The organism is Methyloversatilis thermotolerans, assembly GCF_000372885.1.
GTDB classification, from domain to species: Bacteria; Pseudomonadota; Gammaproteobacteria; order Burkholderiales; family Rhodocyclaceae; genus Methyloversatilis; species Methyloversatilis thermotolerans.
Map to the genome: position 1 here is coordinate 2438401 of NZ_KB889967.1, position 19651 is coordinate 2458051.

General features: G+C 64.7%; 18 protein-coding genes. 11 read left to right on the top strand and 7 right to left on the bottom strand.

Going from position 1 to position 19651, the window contains the following annotated elements:
* Positions 1-40 precede the first annotated feature (40 nt).
* From aceF to phoU, 8 genes are all read left to right on the top strand, one after another.
* Positions 41-1429 carry a dihydrolipoyllysine-residue acetyltransferase gene (aceF, locus tag A3Q7_RS0110785; RefSeq protein WP_018411888.1) on the top strand — a complete coding sequence of 463 codons (1389 nt, stop codon included), beginning with the start codon at positions 41-43 and terminating at the stop codon, positions 1427-1429.
* An 11-nt stretch (positions 1430-1440) separates the two neighbouring features.
* Complete coding sequence (gene lpdA / locus A3Q7_RS0110790; protein ID WP_018411889.1) at positions 1441-3228, top strand: dihydrolipoyl dehydrogenase; 1788 nt, start codon at positions 1441-1443, stop codon at positions 3226-3228.
* Positions 3229-3433: 205 nt separating this feature from the next.
* Positions 3434-4210 (top strand): hypothetical protein, encoded by a 777-nt coding sequence (locus tag A3Q7_RS0110795; protein ID WP_018411890.1) that lies wholly within the window; start codon positions 3434-3436, stop codon positions 4208-4210.
* A complete protein-coding gene (locus A3Q7_RS20800; RefSeq protein WP_018411891.1) occupies positions 4210-4413 on the top strand; it encodes a hypothetical protein in 204 nt (67 codons plus the stop codon). Before A3Q7_RS0110795 ends, A3Q7_RS20800 begins: the two co-directional genes overlap by 1 nt.
* A gap of 17 nt (positions 4414-4430) precedes the next feature.
* A complete protein-coding gene (locus tag A3Q7_RS0110805; protein WP_269745095.1) occupies positions 4431-5285 on the top strand; it encodes an HprK-related kinase A in 855 nt (284 codons plus the stop codon).
* The gene (locus A3Q7_RS0110810; RefSeq protein WP_018411893.1) at positions 5275-6402 is read left to right on the top strand and encodes a nucleotidyltransferase domain-containing protein; all 1128 of its coding nucleotides are present in this window, start codon (positions 5275-5277) and stop codon (positions 6400-6402) included. Before A3Q7_RS0110805 ends, A3Q7_RS0110810 begins: the two co-directional genes overlap by 11 nt.
* Positions 6399-7070: a ribose-5-phosphate isomerase RpiA gene (gene rpiA / locus A3Q7_RS0110815; protein WP_018411894.1), complete on the top strand. Its 672-nt coding sequence runs from the start codon at positions 6399-6401 to the stop codon at positions 7068-7070. The genes A3Q7_RS0110810 and rpiA overlap by 4 nt, the downstream gene beginning before the upstream one ends.
* 70 nt (positions 7071-7140) lie before the next feature.
* Positions 7141-7848, top strand: a complete 708-nt coding sequence (phoU, locus tag A3Q7_RS0110820) for a phosphate signaling complex protein PhoU (protein WP_018411895.1) — start codon at positions 7141-7143, stop codon at positions 7846-7848.
* A 14-nt stretch (positions 7849-7862) separates the two neighbouring features.
* On the opposite strand, the gene A3Q7_RS0110825 is transcribed toward phoU, so the two are convergent.
* From A3Q7_RS0110825 to A3Q7_RS0110850, 6 genes are all read right to left on the bottom strand, one after another.
* Positions 7863-8756 carry a tetratricopeptide repeat protein gene (locus A3Q7_RS0110825; protein WP_018411896.1) on the bottom strand — a complete coding sequence of 298 codons (894 nt, stop codon included), beginning with the start codon at positions 8754-8756 and terminating at the stop codon, positions 7863-7865.
* 179 nt (positions 8757-8935) lie between these two features.
* Positions 8936-9208, bottom strand: a complete 273-nt coding sequence (locus tag A3Q7_RS0110830; RefSeq protein ID WP_026224713.1) for an oxidative damage protection protein — start codon at positions 9206-9208, stop codon at positions 8936-8938.
* A 47-nt stretch (positions 9209-9255) separates the two neighbouring features.
* Positions 9256-11319, bottom strand: a complete 2064-nt coding sequence (locus A3Q7_RS0110835) for a sensor domain-containing diguanylate cyclase (protein WP_018411898.1) — start codon at positions 11317-11319, stop codon at positions 9256-9258.
* A gap of 7 nt (positions 11320-11326) precedes the next feature.
* A complete protein-coding gene (gene argA / locus A3Q7_RS0110840) occupies positions 11327-12649 on the bottom strand; it encodes an amino-acid N-acetyltransferase (protein WP_018411899.1) in 1323 nt (440 codons plus the stop codon).
* 59 nt (positions 12650-12708) lie between these two features.
* A complete protein-coding gene (pap, locus tag A3Q7_RS0110845) occupies positions 12709-14184 on the bottom strand; it encodes a polyphosphate:AMP phosphotransferase (protein WP_018411900.1) in 1476 nt (491 codons plus the stop codon).
* The gene (locus tag A3Q7_RS0110850) at positions 14184-14909 is read right to left on the bottom strand and encodes a 16S rRNA (uracil(1498)-N(3))-methyltransferase (RefSeq protein ID WP_018411901.1); all 726 of its coding nucleotides are present in this window, start codon (positions 14907-14909) and stop codon (positions 14184-14186) included. Before A3Q7_RS0110850 ends, pap begins: the two co-directional genes overlap by 1 nt.
* 102 nt (positions 14910-15011) lie before the next feature.
* On the opposite strand from A3Q7_RS0110850, the gene A3Q7_RS0110855 reads away from it, so the two are divergent.
* Positions 15012-15845 carry an inositol monophosphatase family protein gene (locus A3Q7_RS0110855; protein ID WP_018411902.1) on the top strand — a complete coding sequence of 278 codons (834 nt, stop codon included), beginning with the start codon at positions 15012-15014 and terminating at the stop codon, positions 15843-15845.
* A gap of 75 nt (positions 15846-15920) precedes the next feature.
* Here A3Q7_RS0110855 and A3Q7_RS0110860 read toward each other — a convergent pair whose 3' ends face one another.
* A complete protein-coding gene (locus tag A3Q7_RS0110860; protein ID WP_018411903.1) occupies positions 15921-16880 on the bottom strand; it encodes a LysR family transcriptional regulator in 960 nt (319 codons plus the stop codon).
* A 414-nt stretch (positions 16881-17294) separates the two neighbouring features.
* On the opposite strand from A3Q7_RS0110860, the gene A3Q7_RS0110865 reads away from it, so the two are divergent.
* Positions 17295-18389: a class 1 fructose-bisphosphatase gene (locus tag A3Q7_RS0110865; protein WP_026224714.1), complete on the top strand. Its 1095-nt coding sequence runs from the start codon at positions 17295-17297 to the stop codon at positions 18387-18389.
* A 39-nt stretch (positions 18390-18428) separates the two neighbouring features.
* Positions 18429-19313 carry a phosphoribulokinase gene (locus A3Q7_RS0110870; RefSeq protein ID WP_018411905.1) on the top strand — a complete coding sequence of 295 codons (885 nt, stop codon included), beginning with the start codon at positions 18429-18431 and terminating at the stop codon, positions 19311-19313.
* Positions 19314-19651: the final 338 nt, after the last annotated feature.

Sequence of the window (19651 nt, forward strand, 5' to 3'; positions counted from 1 at the left end):
CGGTCGCGCAGCGCGCGGCCGCATCGAATGCGAGGCTTGAATGAGCACGATCAATATCGAAGTACCTGACATCGGCGATTTTTCCGATGTCCCCGTCATCGAGGTGATGGTCAAACCCGGCGACCGGGTCGAGGCCGACGCACCGCTGGTGTCGCTTGAATCGGACAAGGCCACGATGGACATTCCGGCGCCGCATGCCGGCGTGATCGGCCAGATCACGGTCAAGGTCGGCGACCGCGTGTCGCAGGGCAGCGTGATCGGCACGATGGAAGTGGGCGAAACGCCCGCGGCCGATGCGCCCACCGCCCCGGCGGCCCCCACGCCTGCTGCGACCAGCGCGACACCTGCACCAGCGGTCGCCGCCGCACCGGCCGTTGCGGCAGTCGCCTCGAATGCCGTCCCCGCCGCGACCACCCAGTCGGCCCGCGGCGATTACGCGCCGGCGGCCGGCATGGTCGCGCTGCCCAGTGCCGCCGACATCGCGGCCGAACTGGTGGGCGGCAAGAAGGCGCATGCCAGTCCGTCGATGCGCGCCTATGCGCGCGAACTGGGTGTTGATCTCGCCCGCGTGAAAGCCAGCGGTCCGAAAGGCCGCATCACGCGCGAAGACATCAACGCCTTCGTCAAGGGCGCGCTGCAGTCACCGGCCACATCCGCACCGGCCACCGCCGGTGGCGGCAGCGGCCTGGATCTGCTGCCCTGGCCCAAGGTCGACTTCACGAAGTTCGGCGACATCGAGCGCAAGCCGCTGTCGCGCATCCGCAAGCTGTCGGCGGCGAACCTGGCGCGCAACTGGGTCATGATTCCGGCGGTCACCTATCACGAAGAAGCGGACGTGACCGAGCTCGAAGCCTTCCGCCAGCAGATCAACGCGGAACAGGCCAAGGCCGGCGTCAAGCTCACCATGCTGGCCTTCATCATCAAGGCGGTGTGCTCGGCGCTGAAGAAATTCCCCGAATTCAACAGCTCGATCGACCTGCAGGCGGAAGAGCCGGCGCTGATCATGAAGCAGTACTGCCACATCGGTTTCGCCGCCGACACGCCGGGCGGGCTGGTGGTGCCGGTCATCCGCGACGCCGACAGGAAGGGCGTGGCCCAGCTCGCCGCCGAATGCGGCGAACTGGCGGCCAGGGCGCGCGACGGCAAACTGTCGGCCGCGGAAATGCAGGGGGCCTGCTTCACGATATCCAGCGTCGGCGGTCTGGGTGGCACCGGTTTCGCGCCCATCATCAATGCGCCCGAAGTCGCCATCCTCGGCGTCAGCCGCAGCACGATGAAACCGGTGTGGGACGGCTCGACCTTCCAGCCGCGACTCATCCTGCCGCTGTCGCTGACCGCCGACCACCGCGTGATCGACGGCGCCGCCGCCACCCGTTTCAATGCCCATGTCGCCGCGCTGCTGGCCGACATGCGTCGCGTGCTGATGTGAGGGAGACGTCCATGAGCACACTGACTGTAAAGATTCCCGACATCGGCGACTTCAAGGACGTCCCCATCATCGAAATCATGGTGAAGCCGGGCGACATGGTGGCGGCGGATGCACCGCTCATGTCGCTCGAGTCCGACAAGGCCACGATGGACATCCCCGCGCCGCAGGCGGGCCGCATCGTCGAACTTCAAGTGAAGGTGGGCGACCGCGTATCGGAAGGCAGCGTGGTGCTGACAATGGAGGCCGCCGGCGCGGCCGAAGCGGCGCCGGCATCGGCTCCCTCACCTGCGGCGGCTCCCGCCGCACCGCCGCCTGCCCCGGCCACAGCCCCGGTGGCCGCCACCGGCAGCGCGCCGGCAAAGGTCGATGAAAGCTGCGCCGTGCTGGTGATCGGTGGCGGCCCCGGTGGCTACTCGGCCGCCTTTCGCGCCGCCGACCTCGGTCTGGACGTGGTCATCGTCGAGCGCTACGCCACGCTGGGCGGCGTCTGCCTGAACGTGGGCTGCATCCCGTCCAAGGCGCTGCTGCACGTGGCCGCCGTAGCCGACGAAGCCGAGGCGCTGGCGGCGCACGGCATCAAGTTCGGCGCACGCGAGGTGGACATCGGCGCGCTGCGCGGCTGGAAGGACAAGGTGGTCGGCAAGCTGACCGGCGGTCTGGCCGGCATGGCCAGGGCGCGCAAGGTGAAGGTGGTGCGCGGCATTGCCCGCTTCGTCGATCCCAACCATGTCGAGGTGGCGCTGACCACGGGTGACGGCAAGGCGGAGACCGGCGAGAAGAAAGTGCTGAAGTTCGGCCACTGCATCGTCGCCGCCGGCAGCCAGGCGGTGAAACTGCCCTTCATGCCGGACGATCCGCGCGTCGTCGATTCAACCGGCGCGCTACTGCTGGCGGATATCCCGAAACGGATGCTGGTGATCGGCGGCGGCATCATCGGGCTGGAAATGGCCACCGTGTACTCCACGCTGGGCGCGCGCATCGACGTGGTGGAAATGACCGGTGGCCTGATGCAAGGGGCGGATCGCGACCTCGCCAAGGTGTGGGAGAAGAAGAATGCCCACCGCTTCGGCAGCGTCATGCTGAACACGCGGGTGACCGGTGCCGAGGCGACGGCGGACGGCATCAAGGTCAGTTTCGAAGGCGCCAAGGCACCGGCCGAACCACAGACCTACGACCGCGTGCTGGTCGCGGTCGGCCGCTCGCCCAACGGTCGCAGGCTGAACGCCGAGGCAGCCGGCTTGCAGGTGGATGAGCGCGGTTTCATCCCGATCGACAGCCAGATGCGCAGCAACGTCGCGCACATCCATGCCATCGGCGACATCGTCGGCCAGCCCATGCTGGCGCACAAGGCGGTGCACGAGGGCCATGTCGCGGCGGAAGTGATCGCCGGCCACAAGCGCCATTTCGACGCCACGGTCATTCCGTCGGTCGCCTACACCGACCCCGAAGTTGCCTGGGTGGGCCTGAGCGAGGACGAGGCCAAGGTGCAGGGCCGCAAGGTGACCATCGGCAAGTTCCCGTGGGCCGCCAGCGGACGGGCCATCGCCAACGGTCGCGACGAAGGCTTCACCAAGCTCATCTTCGACGCCGAGACGCACCGCATCGTCGGGGGCGGCATTGTCGGAACGTCAGCCGGTGACATGATAGGAGAAGTGGCGCTGGCCATAGAAATGGGCGCGGATGCAGTGGATATCGGTCATACCATCCACCCGCACCCGACGCTGGGCGAATCGATCGGCCTCGCCGCCGAGGTGGCCGAGGATAGCTGCACCGATCTGCCGCCGCCGCGAAAGACCTGAGGCGTTGTCAGCTTTTCTTACAAGGGGGCGCGCAGCCCCTTTGTAAGAGACTGATAAAGCCTTGAAAAACAAAACGGTGTAAAGAAGACCCTGATTCGGCCTGAAAATTGCTTCGAGTGTTTCAAACCATGCCTGTGACCCTGTCCTCACCTGCTGTGGCGACCGGGTGACATACACTTAACGTATCAAGGCAGAGCACATTCGAATGAATACCCCTTCCGACCAGAATCCGATCGAGCCCGGCGTCGAGCCGTCGATCCAGCACGAGCAGAAGCTGCGCCGTGCGCTGCTGAAGGCCGGCATGGGCGTCAGTGCGGTGCTGGCTTCCCAGCAGGCGCACTCGACCCTGTCCAAGGGCTACAGCTGCACGATTTCAGGCAAATCCTCCGGAAACACCAGCCACAGGGATTACGGATCCACCGGTTGCCAGGTCGGCCACCCGCCTTCCAAGTGGTGCGAATACACGACCTACCCGTGGCCAAGCAGCTGCAAGTCGCCCATCATCAAGAAGGCGAGCGGCACCAAGGGCGGCTACAAGACCTACAGTTCGTCAGCCCACAACTGCGGTTACCGTCCATCCAAGAGCGAGTTCAATGGCGGCACCTATTGCATTCATCCGACCGGCCGTTCGAATGACGGCACGGCCGACTGCCGCTCCGGCGCCACCTTCGAGGAGGTCATCGGGACATCCCAGGGCTGCTACAACCTGGTCGGTCTGACCGAACTGAAAGGTACGACGGGTCGCAAGGCGTCCGCATGGGAGGTCATGAACTACCCGGACAGCTATGGCACGTTCGCGCAGTGCATCGCCGCAGCCATGCTGAACGCCAAGAAGTATCCGAACACCTACCCCTGCCCGGAAAGTCAGATCCGTGACATCTGGGTATCGATCCAGACCAGCGGCGGCTATACCCCGGTGCCGGGCGGCCCGAGCTGGGGCGCACTCGAAGTGATCGAGTACTTCAATTCGACCTGGGCCTGATGCAGCGTCCATCGGGGCACGCGCTCAAGCTCACTGAAATCGATGGCCTGCTCGTTGCCGAATTCTCGGGCGAGGATACGGCCATCGTGTACGATCCGGTCGAATGCTCCGTATCGGTCGTCCGCCTGGAGCAGGACGCGGTAACCTCCGGGGTACCGACCACCGCCACCGGCGCGGGATCCACCCACACCGTCAAACCCTGAAATCGAGACAGATTCCGATCGGGCGCTTTTCGGTGCGCGCGAACTGCGATTCGGCGCAATTCTGGGAGGCGTTCGACTTTCACTACGGCGGGCATCCTCGGCTGCCGGATGATGGCTTCTGCGATTTTTCGCTCAGCATCAAGCCGCCTTCGGTCCTGCAGTCGATACTGCGCCGCCAGATCACCGTAGAGATCGACGGCGATCAGCCATTTCTGCCACTGCCCTACTCCCAGGCCTATCCGCTGTTCGAATGGGGTCTGAACTGGTGCGTGTCCATGCATGTTCACCGCTGGATACTGGTGCACGCGGCCGTGGTGGAACGCGGCGGCAAGGCGCTCATCCTTCCCGCCCCCCCGGGTTCGGGCAAGAGCACGCTTTGCGCGGCACTGGTGTCGCGCGGCTGGCGCCTGCTGTCCGACGAACTGGCCATGCTGGATCCGGTCACGCTGGATCTGCACCCCTTCCCGCGTCCGGTCAGCCTGAAGAACCGCTCGATCGACATCATCCGCGCATTTGCTTCACCGGACGCCGTCGGCCCGGTTTTCGTCGACACGCACAAGGGCGACGTGGGCCATCTCAAGGTACCCGACGCATCGCGCGCCGCTGCGGACAGGACGGCGCAACCCGGATGGATCGTGTTCCCGCGCTATCGTGCGGGCGCCGATCTCACGCTGCAGGCAATTCCGCACGCGGAAGGGGCGCTCGGTCTGATCGACAACTCGTTCAATCACGAGCGTCTGGGCGCCAGCGCATTCCGCGCACTGGCCGGTGCGACGGCTTTGTGCGGCACCTACCGCTTCGAGTACAGCCGCCTGGACGACGCGATCGCGTGCTTCGACCGGCTGGCAGCGGGAGCGTACGGTGAAGGATGAAGGTCCGCTGCTGTGCCAGGCACTGGCAGATCCGGGGCGGACCCCCGGATACTCGCCCCGGCAGTGGGAAGCTCTGGTGATCGAGGGGCGTGTGAGCGGCCTGCTGGCCAAACTGCATTTCGTGCTGGAAGACGCCGGACGGCTCGACGACGTACCGGACGGACCCCGCATGCACCTGGATTCGGCGCGGCTTCTGGCGGACGAACAGCACATTGCCCTGAACCACGAACTGACCCAGCTCGGACAGCTTCTGCGCCCGCTTGGCTGTCCGCTTGTCCTGCTCAAGGGCGCCGCCTATGTGCGCACCGGCATGAAGGCAGCCGGAGGCCGTCGCTTTTCGGATATCGACATCCTTGTGCCAAAGGACAGGCTGAGCGAAGTCGAGGCCTTGCTCATGCGACATGGCTGGGTGAGCGGGCATCGTGACGCCTATGACCAGCGCTACTACCGGCAGTGGATGCACGAAATCCCGCCCATGCAACATATCCGGCGCGGCACCACCCTCGACATCCACCATGCGATCACGCCATCTACCTCGCGCATCCGCGCCGACTCGCTCCGCATGCTCGCAGACGCATCTCCGGCGACGGCCGGCGACGCGTGGTATGCACTGGCACCGCTGGACCGCGTCCTTCACAGCGCGACCCATCTTTTCCTTGAAAGCGAGTTTCACAACGGCTTGCGCGACCTCGCCGACCTGCACACCCTGCTTGGCGAGCTGCATGCAACGACCCCGGACTTCATGAACGCGCTGCACGCGCGCGCGGCGGAAACCGGGCTGCGGCGGCCGCTGCACTACGCGCTGCGTTACGTGCGGGCCTTCTTCGGCGCACAAGCGCTGCCCTTCGGGGCGGACCTCGCCCGCGACGCGCCGCCCGCCTGGATCGGGCATCTCATGGATGCCTGCTTCCGCCAGGCATTCACACCGTATTCGCCCCTGCGTCCGTCCAGTGCCTGGCGCGAGCCCGGCTTGTTCGCGCTGTATGTACGTGGACACTGGTTGCGCATGCCTGCGCATCTGCTCGCCTACCATCTGACGCGAAAGGCGATCATGACCCGTCTCGAAAAAAGTCGGGATAATAGGAATTCTGACCAGAACACCACTCACGACGCATGACTGCCGACGAACTCAAGCGGGCCGTTGCCCGCGCCGCCCTTCCCCACGTGGTACAGGGCGAGCTGCTGGGTGTGGGGACCGGCTCCACCGCAAATCACTTCATCGATCTGCTCGCCGAGGAACAACTGCAGATCGCCGGCGCGGTCGCCAGTTCGGAAGCGTCGGCGACGCGCCTGCGTGGCCACGGCATTCCGGTGCTGGACCTGGAAGAAGCGATCGCATCCGGTCGCGGCATTCCGGTCTATGTTGACGGTGCCGACGAAATCGATCCGGGACTGAACCTGATCAAGGGTGGCGGAGGCGCGCTGACACGCGAGAAGATCGTCGCCGCCGCGTCGGAATGCTTCGTCTGCATCGCGGACCAATCGAAGTGCGTGGACCAGCTCGGCCATTTCCCCCTGCCTCTGGAAGTGATTCCGATGGCACTGGGTCTGGTGTCGCGCGAATTGAGCCGTATGGGCGGCCTGCCCGCGATCCGCAAGGGCTTCGTTACCGACAACGGTCACGCCATCATCGACGTTTCCGGACTGCGCATCGCGGACCCCGTGCTGTTCGAGAGCGAACTCGACCACCTTGCAGGCGTCGTATGCAATGGATTGTTCGCGCGACGCAGGGCGGATATCGCCCTGGTTTCGTCGGCAGATGGCGTTCGCACCTTGCGCGCCTGATCGCGTCGGCCGACAGCGACATACGGTAACAGGGCTGATCAAGGACAGAAGGTTCCGGGAGGCACCCAGGATGAGCGAACATATCTCGAAGCGCTACGACCACGAGCTGGAAGGCGTGCGTACCGGCCTGCTGCAGATGGGGGGTCTGATCGAACAGCAGATCGAGCATGCGATGCGCGGCATCATCGAGCGCGATCTCGCCCTGCTCGACGAAGTGGTCGCCAATGACAAGAAGGTCAATGCGATGGAGCTGGACCTCGACGACGCGTGCAATCACCTCATTGCCAAGCGCCAGCCGGCCGCCAGCGATCTGCGCGTCATCATGTCGGTGGTCAAGACCATCACCGATCTGGAGCGCATCGGCGACGAGGCGAAGAAGATTGCCAAAATGGGCAGGCACATCCTCGAATCGGAAGCCATCTTCGTTCCCAAGGTGGAGTTGCGGCACGCCGCTTCGATGGCGGTCGACATGCTGCGCCGCACGCTCGATGCCCTCGCACGCATGGACCTGAACAGCGCGACGGAGGTCGTACGGCAGGATCGCGAAGTCGACGCCGAATTCAAGTCCATCATGCGCCAGCTCATCACTTTCATGATGGAAGACCCGCGCACCATTTCCTGCGGCCTCGATCTTCTGTTCATCGCCAAAGCCATCGAACGCATCGGCGATCACTCGAAAAACATGGCCCAGTACGTCGTGTTCATGGTCAAGGGCCGTGACGTGAGGCATGGCGGGCTGGCGGCGATGGAGGCGGCCGCGGCCGACGCCGACCAGTGACCGGCGGCGCAGCGTCAGCGAATGGCGGGGCGCTGCATCTCGCCTGAGGCGGGCACAACGGTACTCACACCCGATGCCGTGGGCATCAGCGTTGGCAGTTCGGCATCCGGCTCGGGCATTTCGGCTTCCCTGGACAGCCGTTGCGCGAATTGCAACTGCTCCGGGCGCAGCGAAGCGCCCACCTCGTCGCGCGCACCCCGTGCCGCGCCATGCCCCTGCGCCGCGGCACGATTGAACCAGGCGTAGGCGCGCACGAGATCCAGTGACACGCCTTCCCCTATCCGGTGCAGGCGTCCCATGTGGTATTGCGCCGCGACATGCCCGCTGCGCGCCGCGCGCGCAAACCAGCGAGCCGCTGCAGGATAATCCTGCAGCGTGCCACGCCCGAGCTTGAACGCCAGCGCAAGCTCATACTGCGCCTGAGCATGTCCCTGGGCGGCCGCCTTCTCCAGCCAGCGGACCGCCTCGGCCATGTCCGACGCTTCGCCGGACCCGCCCTGGAACAGCAGCATCCCGTAAGTGTATTGCGCTGCAGCATCGCCGGCCGCGGCGCGGCGCCTTTCCGCCTCGAGCGGCGCAAGTTCCGACAACATCCTGTCGTGATCGCTCACGGCCTGGGCTTCAATACCACTCAGGGTCCAGGCAAGTGTCCCCACGACCGTGAGCAGGACAAGGCCCCCCAGCACTGCGACAGGCACCCTGCGCAGACGCACGAAGCGCTTGTGGCAAGCGCGGCAGCGTACAGGTCTGAGCCAGAAGCGCCCGGCCTTCTCTTCGCGATTCCTCCAGATGGAGTCCTTCGTATCCTTGCTGAGGCAGTAAGGACAGGCGCGAGGACCGCTGATCAGGCTGGATAGTCGTTGGGGCACGATGGTATGAAAGGTCGGGGCCAGGACCACGGCCAGCATAGAAGGATGAACCCTGTTCCTGCCGCTGTGCACCCGCCTCGCGCCGGAAACCGGCGCCCCCTACAACGCACGGGGTCGGACGATCAGCGTCCGCGAGGCGGCGCAGGCATGCAGAACAGGAATTTCCGGTGCTGAAATTATCACCAATACATCGGCACCCGGGTGAAGTTCTGTTTCGATCAGGCGGAGGGCGGGGTGAAGCCCGTGACCTGATCCGCACCTTCACCGAAAAAGTGCTTCTCCATCTGCTCGGACAGATACTTGCGCGCCCGCGGATCCATGAGGCTCAACCTGTTTTCGTTGATCAGCATGGTCTGGTACTTCACCCATTGCTGCCAGGCATCCTTGGAAACCGATTCATAGATCCGTGCCCCGAGCGCCCCCGGAACAGGCGGAAAATCCAGACCTTCGGCTTCCTTGCCGAGCTTGATGCATTGAACCATTCTCGCCATCGTGCAACTCCTGAAAATTGTGGTCGACACCCGGATTCTAGGGGCTGTCAGGTACCGTGCCGCCGGTCGTACATCCGGAACGCGTTCTTGCCGTCGTTCTTCGCGGCATACATGGCCGAATCGGCCGCGCTGAGCAAGGCTTCGCCGGTCTGCGCGTGCGAAGGATAGATGCCTATCCCGGTGCTGGTCGTCACCTGCGCCGACTGACCGCCAAACTCGAATGCCATCGATGCCACGCGCTCGCCGATGCGACGAGCCAATCCGGTCAGCGCCGCTTCGTCGGTGTCGGGCGCGAGCACCGCGAATTCGTCGCCGCCCAGACGGAAGAACATTTCATTGCGCCGCACCACGGCCCCCACGTCGCGCGCCAGCCGCACGAGCACCTCGTCGCCCGCCTGATGGCCGAAGCGGTCATTCACCGGCTTGAAGCCATCAAGATCGAACAGCAGCAGTCCGAGCTGGGTTCGCCTGCGGCCCGCATCGGCGATCATACGGTCCAGTTCCTCGTGGAAACGCCGCCGGTTGAACAGATTCGTGAGCGGATCGCGCTCGGCCATGTTCACCAGAGCCTCCGCCGCCCGCCGCTCCGCCGTTACGTCCTCATACAGCCATACGCGCCCCAGGAAACGCCCGGACGCGGATGCCGGCACCAGCGCCGACTGCTCGCGGATGATGCGACCGTCCTTGAGCAGGATGTCATGCGGTTCCGTCGCGCTTCGGGCCGAAAGCACCTCCCGGACATGTTCGCGGTACGCGTCCTCCTCCATGCGCATCTGCGCGGTCCGCTCGATCAGTACGGCATCGCGCATGCCCGAAAGATTCTCGCCATCGTCGAAGCCCCATATCTTCTTCAGCATGCGATTGGCATGCTGCGCGCGTCCGTCCCGGTCCACGAACAGGACGCCAAGTTTGATCAGGTCGAGCAGCGCTTCCAGCCGCGAGCGCTCTTCTTCGCTGCGCGTAAGGTAATAGTCCCGCAAGCCCTGTTCGCGGCGCAATGCGGTCACCGTGTCGAGCAGCTTCAACTCGGCTTCCTTGCGACTCTGGATGTCATCCGCCGACACCCGCACGCCGAGGCAGACGCCCGCTTCATCATAGATCGGCTGCCAGTTCAGCGACACCCACACGATGGAGCCGTCCCGTCTGAGCAACCTCACTTCGAAATTTTCGCCGCTCGCGCCCGCCAGCGCGTCCTGCGCGCGCGCGGCAAAGATCCGGCGATCCTTTTCGTGGATGAGCATGGACGCGAGATCCTCTGCCAGCAGGCAATCCAGCGGCGAATGCCCGGTCACCCGCTCGATCGACCGGTTCACCCATATGAGCCGGCCCTGCGGGCTGAACCACGCCTCGACGCCGAACGTGTAGTCGGCGATCGCATGGAAACGCGATTCGCTCTTGCGCAGCGCCGTCACGCGTTCATCGAGCGCTTGTACCATCTGATTGAAAGCCCTGGTGAGACGGGCGATCGCATCATCACCACGCACCGTCATCGGCGTCACGTCCTCGGCTCGACGCAGGGCGACCGCCCGTGCCTCGATCGCGCTGACCCCCTCGAGCACGCCACTGAGCACCCAGCGCACGAGCGCCACATGCATCACGACTATCAGCACACCGAGTGCCAGCGCTGCGCTGCGGACCAGCGCAAGCGTGTCCTGCAGCGCGGCAAGATCGACGGAAATACGTAAAGCGCCGACCGGTGAGCGGCGCCCCGGACTGAGCAGATCGATGCGCAGGTCGTAACGCCCCATGCCCTCGGCGAGCGCAGTCCTGAGATCGGCGTGAGGCAAACCCAGGGCGGCCGGACCGCCGTCGGTCGCAAGAACGCGGCCGGACTCGTCGCGTACCTCCACGTAGCGCAAGCCGCCCAGTCGTCGCAGCGCCTCCACCTCGGCGGCCAGTTGTCCGGGGGCGCCCTCGACCCGGTCACTGAGCCGGGCCTGCATGTCCGCCACAAGATGTTCGATGCGCGAGGATTCCTGCGTCACAAGGTAGCGGCCGAGCTGATCGCTTGCCCATCCCAGGGCAAGCGCCAGAACAACCGTGAGCAGCAGGGCCGAACCTAACAGGCTGCCCTGGAGCACTCCGATCCGGCGCAAGAAATGGGTGGCCATGAGTGGCTCAGAGCACCTTGACCAGAACCTTGCTGCGCCGCTGTGGATTGTAGTTCTCCCGCTTAAGCCGCGGCAGCGCATCCACACCCGCTTCGACGAACCCCCTTTCGACAAACCAGTGCGCGGTCACCGTGGTCAGCACGAACAGCCGGCTGATGCGCTCGCTGCGCGCGCGCGCCTCGACATAGGCAAGAATCTGCTCGCCATAGCCATGGCGTCGATACTCCGGCATCACGGCCAGACAGGCGAGTTCCGCCATCTGTTCCTCGGGATAGGGATAGAAGGCAGCGCAACCCATGATCACCTCATCATGTTCGAGCACGCTGAAACGATCGATCTCGCGCTCGAGTCGTTCGCGTCCCCGGCTCACCAGAGTGCCATCGGCCTCCATCGGTGCGATCAGGCCGGCGATGGCAGGCACGTCGTCGACACGCGCATTGCGCATCTTTGCCAGCGGCTCTCGCGAGATGACCGTGCCGACCCCCTGGGTCGTAAAGAACTCGAGCAACAGCGCGCCGTCGAGGTCGCGATCGATCATGTGCGCGCGCGCCACCCCCAGCTTGACGGCGCGGATGGCGCGCGGCAGATAGAGACCGAGATCCTCGGTAATCCCACGTCCGGCCTTCAACCAGTGTGCGGCTTCGTCCGCGGTCAGTTCCGGCACCAGTTCGCCGTCCTCCGCCACGATGCCCGGCGCGTCGCACAGATAGATCAGCTTGGTCGCCTGAAGCGCGATGGCGACCGACTCTGCCACCTCCTCCATGCTCAGGTTGAACACTTCACCGGTCAGCGAATAGCCATACGGCTGCATCAGCACGATATCGCTGTCGGTCAGCGCGTCGTTGAGCGCCTCGACGTCGACCTTGCGCACGGTACCGGTATATCCGTGGTCTATGCCGTCCACCACGCCCACCGGCCGCGCGGTCAGGAAGTTGCCTGACGCCACTTCTATGGTACTGCCCGCCATGGGCGTATTCGGAAGCCCCTGCGAGAACAGCGCCTCGACGTCGATGCGTATCGCGCCATTGGCCCGCTTCACGCACTCCATCGCCAGCGTGTCGGTCACACGCAGGCCCTTGTAATACCTCGGTTCGAGGCCTCGTGCCGCCAGTTCGTCCTCGATCTGCGGGCGCGCGCCGACGACCAGCACCAGCTTGATACCCAAGGCTGCGAGCAGATTGCAGTCCTGCACCAGTGAATTGGCGAGCGGCCCTTTCAGCACCTCGCCGCCTACGGCGATGACGAAGGTCCGCCCACCGAAGGCGTGGATATACGGCGCGGCGCTGCGTACCCAGGCGACGAAACGCGGCGAATCAGGATCGGCGTGCATGCGTGAGGCAATCGGGGAAATACTGCGAATTCTAAGCCCTGGAGCCCCATTCCGACGGATCAGCCGAGTTCTGCCTCAAGCCGCTCACAAAGCGTCTGCAGGATGGCAAGCCTGGCGTGATACTTGTCGTCGGCGGCCACGATGGTCCAGGGGGCCTGTTCGGTATGCGTGCGCGCAAGCATATCCTGTACGGCGGGAACATACTGCGGCCACTTTTCTCGGTTGCGCCAATCTTCCGGCGTGATCTTGAAACGCTTGAAGCGCTGGCGCCCTCTTTCGTTGAAGCGGCGCAACTGCTCGTCGCTGCTGACCTCGAGCCAGAACTTGCAGACCACGATGCCGTGCTCGGACCATTCCCGCTCGAACGCATTGATCTCCTCGTAGGCGCGCGACCAGTCCTGTTCCACCGCAAACCCTTCCACCCGCTCGACGAGTACGCGTCCGTACCACGATCGATCGAACAAGGCGACCCTTCCATCGCGCGGGACGTCGCGCCAGAAGCGCCACAACCACGGATAGCGCCGCTCATGCTCGGTAGGCGCCGCGACCGGATGCACACGATAGGTGCGCGCGTCGAGCGCACGCGTGATGCGCCGTATCGCACCGCCCTTCCCGGCCGCATCCATGCCCTCGAAAACGATGGCCAAGGCCCGGCGCGAGAAGGCAGGATGACGCAGCAGCAGATTCAAGCGCCCCTGCAGACGCTCCAGTTCCGTTTCGTAGTCCGATTTGCGCCGTGGCGACGCTGGCGGATGCAGGCGAGGCGCGGGTTCCTCGCTCGCGATCACAACCGGAGGCAGAGCGGGGGGCCGCACATGGGCGTCCTGCTTGAGCGTACCGCGCAGCGCATGCAGCAGTATGCGGCCCACTTCCAGTTCCGCATGCGGGACGTCGCTCGCATCGATGAGGTGCCACGGCGCATGCGCGGCGTCGGACAACCGTATGGCTTCTTCCGCCACCCGGCAGATGCGCTTGTGCCGTGCGAGCTCCTGCATGTCTTCCGGGGTAACGCGCCAGCGCGTGGCAGGGTCCTTGCGCAGCGTCTTGAACCGCGCGCGCTGGGTTTCGGCATCGAGGTGCAGCCAGAACTTGAGCAGCAGGGCACCATCCATCGCCAGCATGTGCTCGAAGCGCCGTATCTGGTGCAGTCGATGCCAGAAGACGCGTCGCTTGATGTTACGCCCTACCCGTGCATCCACCGCTTCCGCGTACCAGCCCTGGAATACGATGGCGGTGCGCCCCCGCGACGGCAGCGCCTGCCAGTAGCGCCACATGTGGGGCCGGGCGCGCTCGGCCTCATCACGCGGCGCGAAGGCACTGGTGCGGATATGGCGCGGATCCATCCACTCGTTCAACGTATTGACCAGCCTGCCGCGCCCTGCACCTGCCACGCCGGATATCACCACGATGACCGGGCGTTTCGCCTGTTCCAGGACAGAGTACTGGACATCGAGCAGATCGGCCCGCAAGCGGGCAAGGGCCCGGTCGAGCCGTGCGTCCTCGAGTCGGGCGATGCCGGCAACGGTGTCGAACATCAGAAGTCTCCGATCAGGGTGTTCAATGCCGCCAGTGCGGCCATGCCTGCCGTTTCGGTGCGCAGCACTCGTGGCCCCAGCGTGAGCGGGCAAAAACCCGACGCGCTCGCCGCCGCCAGCTCGTCATCGTCGAACCCGCCTTCCGGGCCGATCAGCAGAGCGATCGGCCGATGGCGATCAGGCGACGCATCGACCAGACGTACGCCGCCCGCCGGGTGAAGGATGAACCGCTGTGGCGAGCTCTCGCGCGCGACGGCCTGCGGGAGACTGGTGACGGGCATGATTTCCGGCACGCGGTTGCGCCCGCACTGTTCGCATGCCGACACGGCAATCTGTCGCCAGTGGGCGACACGCTTGTCCGCGCGCTCGCCGGCCAGCCTGAGCACCGCGCGCCTGCTGGCCACCGGTTGTACGCGCACCACACCCAGTTCGACCGCCTTCTGCACGATCCAGTCCATCTTGTCCGATGCTGCAAGACACTGCAGAAGGGTCACATCCAGCGGCCCTTCGCGCTCCGGCGTGCTTTCCGCCAGCACGTCGGCCGCCAGGTTGCGGCCATCGCGTATCAGCCGTGCCGAGAACTCGCTTCCCCTTCCGTCAAACAGCGTCACCAGATCGCCTTCCTCCAGCCTGAGAACCCGTTCGACGTGGTGGGCAACCGCCCCGGGCAACGCAAGGCGGCCAAGCGGATGGTCGGGAAGAGGACAATGGAAGCGCGGAATCATCGTATTATGATTGTGCAGTGCACGATGGATGTGGCGAGACGAAATGCGTAGCCCGCACCCTCGTGCATAGGGCCGTATACTGCGGCACACTGATTGAAGACGATGAGCTCATTCACTCTTGCACAGATTGTTGACACCGCGCGCAGTGTCGCGCGGGAAGTCATCATGCCGCACTTTCTGACTGCGCAGCGCAACCAGAAGGACGACGGCAGCCTGTTTACCGTGGTCGATCTGGCCGCGCAGGAGGCATTGATCGAGCGTCTGCCACGCATCATCGACCGCCCCGTCCTGGGCGAGGAGATGCCGGAAGCCGTGCAGTTGCGCCTGTGGCACGAGAATGCGGACGGGCTGTGGTGCATAGATCCGATCGACGGCACCACCAATTTTGTCAATGGCATTCCCTTCTTCGGCGTTGCCATCGCCTATATCACCGGTGGCCGCACGCGCTACGGCGTGGTCTACAACCCGATGACCGACGAAGCCTTCCACGCCGAAGAAGGTTGCGGTGCATACCTGAACGGTCAGTCGCTGCCGCTGCGCAAGCCGGCGCGCCACCTGCTGGATGCGGTCGCTGGCGTCGATTTCAAGCGCATACCCAAGGCGCTTGGCGATGCATTGGCCACCCAGTCGCCGTTCTACTCGCAGCGCAACTTCGGCTCCAGTGCTCTGGAATGGTGCTTCATCGCGGCCGCCCGGCTGGACGTCTATCTGCACGGCGGCCAGATGATGTGGGACTTCGCGGCTGGCAGCCTGATTGCCGCCGAAGCGGGCGCGCACAGCTCGATGCTGGACGGACAGCCGCTGGACATGGCGCCCGGACGCAAGACACCCGTTGTCGTGGGTGCCGCTCCCGATCTGTACCGGGAATGGATGGACTGGCTGGAGGCCCATGGAGCGCGCGAGCACCGCATGCCCCACGCGAGCCCCGACGCGTAGTCATTTCACCTCCCGCCCCGCCGCCCATTTCGTACGTCACCCTGCGTCCGCGTGCCGCAGATTTGGGGCAATCCGTCAGGCCGGGACATGTGCGGGCAGGTGCACCGGCGAAACCTGTGAATTGACCAGACGCCCCCCCTCGTGCATCAGGAAATCCCGCAGCGCCATGGCCGCCGGCAGCAGATTCTTGCGGTCGCGGTACACCACATGCCAGTTGCGCACAATCGGTGTGCCGGGAGCGGGAATGCGGCAGAGCACCCCGGTACGCAGTTCGAGCTGGCAGGTGTGTTCGGACAGGAACGCCAGTCCCATGCCGGCGATGGCCGCCTGCTTGATGATTTCGTTGCTCGGCAGTTCGATGATTTCGGCCGGCCGTATGCCCTGCTCGACCAGGAAGGTTTCCTGCGTCACCCGGGTACCGGACCCTCGCTCGCGTATCAGGAAAGCCTCCTGCCCGAGATCTTCTGCGGTCACGGCACGCCCGCCAGCCAGCGGATGTCCCTCGCAGGCGAGCACCGAGAGCGGGTGTTCCGCAAACACGTGGGCCTCGCAGCCCAGCGCCGCCGGCGGCCGTCCCATGATCGCAATGTCGATCAGGTTATCCTCGAGATGACGGAAGATGTCGTCCCTGTTGTGCAGCGAAATGCGCACATGGACGTCCGGATACCGCTCCCGGAACGCCATCAGCAGACGTGGCGCGACATACTTTGCCGTGCTCACGACGCCGACCGACACCAGGCCGGAATGTCCGGTCGCGAGTTGAGCCAGCGCTGCCTCGGCCTCGGCGAGCTGGTGTTCGATGGCCCGCGCGTGGCGGGCGATCTCCATGCCCACCTCGGTCACGCGCAGCTTCTTGCCCAGCGTTTCGATCAGAGGAAGTCCGATCAGGCCATCCAGCGCCTTCACCTGCATGGAGACCGCAGGCTGGGTAAGGTGGAGTTCCTCCGCCGCCCGTGAAATTGATCCGAGCCGCGCCACCGCCTCGAATATCCGCAATTGACGCAGCGAAACGCCGCGGGTCCACTGTGTAGCCATATCAGCCTAGATAAGAATGTCTGATTGATGATATCAAAACATCTTATTTTGAACCAAGGCACCTTAGGGATATATTGCATCGCAACAGGCAAGCAAACGCGTACGGAAGTGTCGATGCGGTTGCCGTGAAAGGCCTCAAAGAATTGCGTCAAACCCCGTCAGCTCAATGAAAATAGACGGGTGACCCAGGCTCCTCCTCCACAACCTTGTTTGTGGATTCATACCCCGGCTCGCAAGAGTCCGGGGTATTTTTTTGCATTGCACACAGTGTTGCAACTCGCGCAACACTTCGCTCCGATGCTGCAGCACTCTCGCGTCCCGGGCCCCGGAGAAGCCTTCGCGGCCATTCACGTGTGACAGCGCCCTTCCGCTCCGGCTAGGATGGAGCTGACACCGGTTCCGGAGGAGGCTGTCATGAGCGAAGGGCGCAAGACCCTCACCCGCTACACCATCGAGGCGCAGCAACGCCACCCGCACGCGAGCGGCATTTTCTCCAGCCTGCTCAATGCTGTGGCGACCGCAGTCAAGATCATCGCCAATCATGTGAACAAGGGTTCGCTGGTAGGTTCTCTGGGCAGTTTCGAGGCGATCGGCAGCGGCGCCGCGATCAATCTGTCGGGACGCGTGACCCAGAAACTGGACACCATCGCCAACGAGGCGATGCTGCGCGAATGCGAATGGGGTGGCCACCTGGCGGCTCTTGCGCCGGAAGGTCTGGACGGTTTCATACCGACCCCCGATCAGCCACCGCGCGGAAAGTACCTCCTGTTGTTCGATGCGCTGGATTGTTCCAACAACATCGACATCAATCTGACGATAGGCAGCCTGTTTTCAGTGCTGCACACCCCGAACCCGGGCTCCGAGCCGCAGTTGTCGGATTTCCTGCAACCCGGCACCCAGCAGGTATGCGCCGGGTTCGCGCTGTATGGTCCGTCCAGCATGCTGGTGCTGACCACCGGCGAGGGCGTGGATGGTTTCACGCTGGATCGCGACATCGGCGCTTTCATCCTGACGCACCCGCAGATGCGCATTCCCGAGCGTACGACCGAGTTCGCGATCAACGCGTCGAAATCGCGTTTCTGGGAGCCACCGATCAAGCGCTATGTCGAGGAATGCCTGGCCGGCCAGACCGGCCCGCGCGGCGAGGACTTCAACATGCGCTGGATCGCCTCGCTGGTCGCCGAAACTTTCCGCGTGCTCACGCGCGGCGGCGTCATCCTCTACCCCGAGGACACCATGCAACCGCCGTCGCCGGGCCGGATTTCACTCATGTACGAAGCCAATCCGATCGCCTTCCTGATCGAACAGGCAGGCGGTGAGGCGACCAATGGCCGCGAGCGCATCCTGGAATTGGCGCCGCGCAGCCTGCAGAGCCGCACACCGCTCATTTTCGGCTCGCGCGACGAGGTTCGCCGCATCGTCCAGTACCACAACGAAAGCGACCAGGGTCTCGATAGGGAATACACTTCGCCGCTGTTCAACGTGCGCGGTCTGTTCTCGGCTCTCTGATCCGGGCGGCTGCGCCCCGCATTCAGGACGCTTCAACGGATGTCAGCACGCCACCCGGTCATCGCGATCACCGGCTCCTCCGGAGCCGGAACGAGCACGGTCACGCGCACCTTTTCGCAGATCTTCCGCCGCGAAGGCGTGAGCGCCGTCATTGTCGAGGGCGACGCCTTCCATCGCTATGACCGCGAGGAAATGAAGGACGCGATGGCGCGCGAAGCCGCAGCCGGCAACGAGCATTTCAGTCACTTCGGGCCGGACGCCAACCTGTTCGAGGAACTGGAAGCCCTGTTCCGCCAGTACGGCAGCGACGGGTCGGGCCGTGTACGCAAATACCTGCACAATGACGCGGACGCCGCCCCGTGCGGGCAGGCCGCCGGCACCTTCACACCGTGGGAGGACATTCCCGCCGGCACCGACATCCTTTTCTACGAAGGCCTTCACGGAGCCGTCAAGACCGACCGGGTCGACGTCGCCCAGCATGTAGACCTGCGCATCGGCGTGGTCCCCATCATCAATCTGGAATGGATACAGAAGCTGCACCGCGACCGCGAGCAGCGCGGCTACACCACGGAAGCGGTGACCGACACCATCCTGCGCCGGATGCCTGAGTACGTGCACTACATCTGTTCGCAGTTCGAGAACACGCACATCAATTTCCAGCGCGTGCCCATGGTGGACACGTCCAACCCCTTCATCGCGCGCTCGATACCCACGCCCGAGGAATCCATGGTGGTGATCCGCTTCGCGAATCCACGCGGCATCGACTTCCAGTACCTGCTGGCCATGTTGAGCGGCGCCTTCATGTCGCGCGCCAACACCATCGTGATCCCCGGCGGCAAGATCGACCTGGCGATGCAGCTCATTTTCACGCCACTCATCCTCCGGCTCGTGGAAAACGGACGCAAGGCACGGGCAAGGTATTAGAAGAGCCCCCAAGGCCCGGGCTGCGCCCGGTCCGCCCCCCGAGGGGGTGGGAAGACTTGGGACGGCCCGGCGTCTTCCCCTTCGCCCCCAAGGCCCCGGCTGCGCCCGGTCCGCCCCCCGAGGGGGTGGGAAGACTTGGGACGGCCCGGCGTCTTCCCTTTCGCCCCCAAGGCCCGGGCTGCGCCCGGTCCGCCCCCCGAGGGGGTGGGAAGACTTGGGACGGCCCGGCGTCTTCCCCTTCGTCCCCAGGCCCGGGCCGCCCGCGGGATGCTTGCCGGACCGGCGCGGGAAAACGGGCGAGGCGGGATCCGCCGGACCGTGACGATCCGCGATATCGC

Bases quoted from the DNA above. Each gene is read 5' to 3' on its own strand.
- aceF (WP_018411888.1), top strand. From the start codon at position 41: ATGAGCACGATCAATATCGAAGTACCTGACATCGGCGATTTTTCCGAT.
- lpdA (WP_018411889.1), top strand. From the start codon at position 1,441: ATGAGCACACTGACTGTAAAGATTCCCGACATCGGCGACTTCAAGGAC.
- A3Q7_RS0110795 (WP_018411890.1), top strand. From the start codon at position 3,434: ATGAATACCCCTTCCGACCAGAATCCGATCGAGCCCGGCGTCGAGCCG.
- A3Q7_RS20800 (WP_018411891.1), top strand. From the start codon at position 4,210: ATGCAGCGTCCATCGGGGCACGCGCTCAAGCTCACTGAAATCGATGGC.
- rpiA (WP_018411894.1), top strand. From the start codon at position 6,399: ATGACTGCCGACGAACTCAAGCGGGCCGTTGCCCGCGCCGCCCTTCCC.
- phoU (WP_018411895.1), top strand. From the start codon at position 7,141: ATGAGCGAACATATCTCGAAGCGCTACGACCACGAGCTGGAAGGCGTG.
- A3Q7_RS0110825 (WP_018411896.1), bottom strand. From the start codon at position 8,756: ATGCTGGCCGTGGTCCTGGCCCCGACCTTTCATACCATCGTGCCCCAA.
- A3Q7_RS0110830 (WP_026224713.1), bottom strand. From the start codon at position 9,208: ATGGCGAGAATGGTTCAATGCATCAAGCTCGGCAAGGAAGCCGAAGGT.
- A3Q7_RS0110835 (WP_018411898.1), bottom strand. From the start codon at position 11,319: ATGGCCACCCATTTCTTGCGCCGGATCGGAGTGCTCCAGGGCAGCCTG.
- argA (WP_018411899.1), bottom strand. From the start codon at position 12,649: ATGCACGCCGATCCTGATTCGCCGCGTTTCGTCGCCTGGGTACGCAGC.
- pap (WP_018411900.1), bottom strand. From the start codon at position 14,184: ATGTTCGACACCGTTGCCGGCATCGCCCGACTCGAGGACGCACGGCTC.
- A3Q7_RS0110850 (WP_018411901.1), bottom strand. From the start codon at position 14,909: ATGATTCCGCGCTTCCATTGTCCTCTTCCCGACCATCCGCTTGGCCGC.
- A3Q7_RS0110855 (WP_018411902.1), top strand. From the start codon at position 15,012: ATGAGCTCATTCACTCTTGCACAGATTGTTGACACCGCGCGCAGTGTC.
- A3Q7_RS0110860 (WP_018411903.1), bottom strand. From the start codon at position 16,880: ATGGCTACACAGTGGACCCGCGGCGTTTCGCTGCGTCAATTGCGGATA.
- A3Q7_RS0110865 (WP_026224714.1), top strand. From the start codon at position 17,295: ATGAGCGAAGGGCGCAAGACCCTCACCCGCTACACCATCGAGGCGCAG.
- A3Q7_RS0110870 (WP_018411905.1), top strand. From the start codon at position 18,429: ATGTCAGCACGCCACCCGGTCATCGCGATCACCGGCTCCTCCGGAGCC.